Source organism: Tannerella forsythia, assembly GCF_003860135.1.
Taxonomy (GTDB): Bacteria; Bacteroidota; Bacteroidia; order Bacteroidales; family Tannerellaceae; genus Tannerella; species Tannerella forsythia_A.
Map to the genome: position 1 here is coordinate 1 of NZ_RQYN01000103.1, position 2255 is coordinate 2255.

At 38.1% G+C, this 2255-nt stretch carries 3 protein-coding genes; all 3 read left to right on the forward strand.

Features of this window, described 5'->3' with window-relative positions:
- The first annotated feature begins 572 nt into the window (after window positions 1–572).
- From EII41_RS13400 to EII41_RS13410, 3 genes are read left to right on the forward strand one after another with little or no spacing between them, the layout of a single operon-like run.
- On the forward strand, window positions 573–1022 hold the full coding sequence (locus EII41_RS13400) for an META domain-containing protein (protein ID WP_124790981.1): 450 nt from the start codon (window positions 573–575) through the stop codon (window positions 1020–1022).
- A 25-nt stretch (window positions 1023–1047) separates the two neighbouring features.
- Window positions 1048–1602, forward strand: a complete 555-nt coding sequence (locus EII41_RS13405; RefSeq protein ID WP_124751620.1) for a hypothetical protein — start codon at window positions 1048–1050, stop codon at window positions 1600–1602.
- A 57-nt stretch (window positions 1603–1659) separates the two neighbouring features.
- The gene (locus EII41_RS13410; RefSeq protein ID WP_124751619.1) at window positions 1660–2160 is read left to right on the forward strand and encodes a hypothetical protein; all 501 of its coding nucleotides are present in this window, start codon (window positions 1660–1662) and stop codon (window positions 2158–2160) included.
- The last annotated feature ends 95 nt before the right edge of the window (window positions 2161–2255 follow it).

The following is a 2255-nucleotide window of genomic DNA, read 5'->3' on the forward strand; positions in this document are numbered from 1 at the left end:
GAGGGCTGTAAGCCTGATATAAAATGTCGAAATCAGAATATCCGAACGCAAATAATGCAGATAAGTGAAAAACGAGAAGTGAAAAATGGAGCAAAGTAGTCAGGGTAGTCAAAGTAGTAGTGAAGAGTGAAGAGTGAAAAGTGAAAAGTGAAGAGTGATGCCCTGCGGGCGTTGAGATGTTGAGGTGTTGAGTTGTTTGACTGTTGGCTGAATGCTGAATGCTGACAAATTAATTCAGGCTTACAGCCCTCCCAAACAAGGAATGGACATCAATCCCCACCCTTGCGGAATGGGGCTGAAATAAAACGGGCTTTTAGCCCTTGGTTGGAAAATGATTAATGGTTATTTTCCGGGTACCAAAAAAACATCCAAAAAACAGGCGAAATAGTTGCATCTTATCAAAAAAACATTTATACCTTTGTCGTACCATAACAAAAAATATAAGACTATGGAAAAAACAACCGATATTCCGCCCCACAAGCCGATGCGCCTCGCAAACCGCACCGGAGGCGCAGCGTAAAAGAAATATCCGGAACGCGGAAACATGTATCAATTTTTAAAAATAGAAAAACATGAAACAGCAAATTATTTTATGGATAGGTGCCCTGGTTTTGCTAATGGCAGGAGCAGGGTGTGAGAAAGAGAAAGAAGAGTACGGTTCTACCGAATTGTACGGGACATGGAAACTGGCTGGTTTCGGCAACACGGCAGACCATACTTTGCGGGAAGCCGAACCCAAAGAGTGTGAAAAATGCTATACAATAACATTTTTAAGTGACGGAACGATAACAGGACATACTTCTACAAATGAAATAGGTGGAGAGTACCAGATAAAAGGTGAAAGCCTTCATTTTCTAAAAATAGGAGGAACTAAAATCAATGAACTTTTCGATGGTCGAAACTATGTAGAGGCTTTATATAAAGTTCATCGCTTCGAAATAGTTTCAAAGCAATTGAAATTATATTATAGTGATACCCATTATTTGCTGTTTAAAAAGAAATATCCGAAACGCGGAAAGTAATTATAAACCTTTAAAAAAAGAAGATATGAAGACAAAAATCATTTTATGGATAGGTGCCCTGCTTTTGCTGATAGGAGGAGTGGGGTGCGAAATGAACAAATTAGGAAGCCCCGAAGAACTTGAAGTTCGGAAAGCAGAGGCTGTAATTGACTATGCAAATCCGGCGACAGACGGCTGTGGTTGGCTTGTACTAATAAATAACAAACCTTATTTCCCTGTGAATTTGGCGGATGAATACAAAATAGACAAATTGAAAGTGTCTGTCGATTATCAGTTATTAGATTCAAAATATACTTGTTGGCCGGGGACATTAATCCCTGAAATTAAGATAGTAGCCATCAAAAAGCTTCAACAGCAATACGAGTCTATGATTGTTTATGAGAATCCGGCGACAGACGGCTGTGGTTGGCTTGTACTAATAAATAACAAACCTTATTTTCCTGTGAATTTGGCGGATGAATACAAAATAGACAAATTGAAAGTATCTGTCGATTATCAGTTATTAGACTCAAAATATACTTGTTGGCCGGGGACATTAATCCCTGAAATTAAAATAATAGCAATAAAAAAACTCAAATGATCATGAAGAAAATAATTTTATCCATATTGGCTTCTGCATTTTAAAAAACAAAAAAACATGAAACAGCAAATTATTTTATGGATAGGCGCTCTGTTTTTGCTAACAGCAGGATCGGGGTGCAAGAAAGATGTTATTGCTCCTGAAGTGACCGTAGAAAAAGAGATGCAAAATGAAGATTCAATCTCTTCCGGTAACTCAAATTCTCCAGAAGTAACCATAATAAAAAAACTGCCCAAAATAACCGCGATAGGTAACCATAAAGAATCGAAGGTTATCCGGTCAGAGAAAGAACTTAAATCGGTACTTACCGAAGAAGATTTAAAACACTTCAAAGATTTACAACAGATCGATTTCTCGAAACACACACTGCTATTGGGATATGGAACCTATGGTAATCAAGTAACGAATATGGAGCATTCATTTGTAAGAACAGGAACCAATGCTTATACCTACTTATTAAAGGTGGATGGTGATGCAACCCAGCCTGACGTTTTTCGTTACGGCATTTTAGTTGACAAACTTGCTCAATCGGCAAAAGTTACCTTTAAAATAGAATAGGTACGTATTTAAATCAATTCACCCCTTGCGGACACGAAAGAAAGGAGCAGAACGGAGAAGAGCCGCATGTCAGAGAGTTGAACGTGATAAAAGTT

Coding starts and splice junctions, on each gene's coding strand:
- EII41_RS13400 (WP_124790981.1), top strand. CDS start 573: ATGAAACAGCAAATTATTTTATGGATAGGTGCCCTGGTTTTGCTAATG.
- EII41_RS13405 (WP_124751620.1), top strand. CDS start 1,048: ATGAAGACAAAAATCATTTTATGGATAGGTGCCCTGCTTTTGCTGATA.
- EII41_RS13410 (WP_124751619.1), top strand. CDS start 1,660: ATGAAACAGCAAATTATTTTATGGATAGGCGCTCTGTTTTTGCTAACA.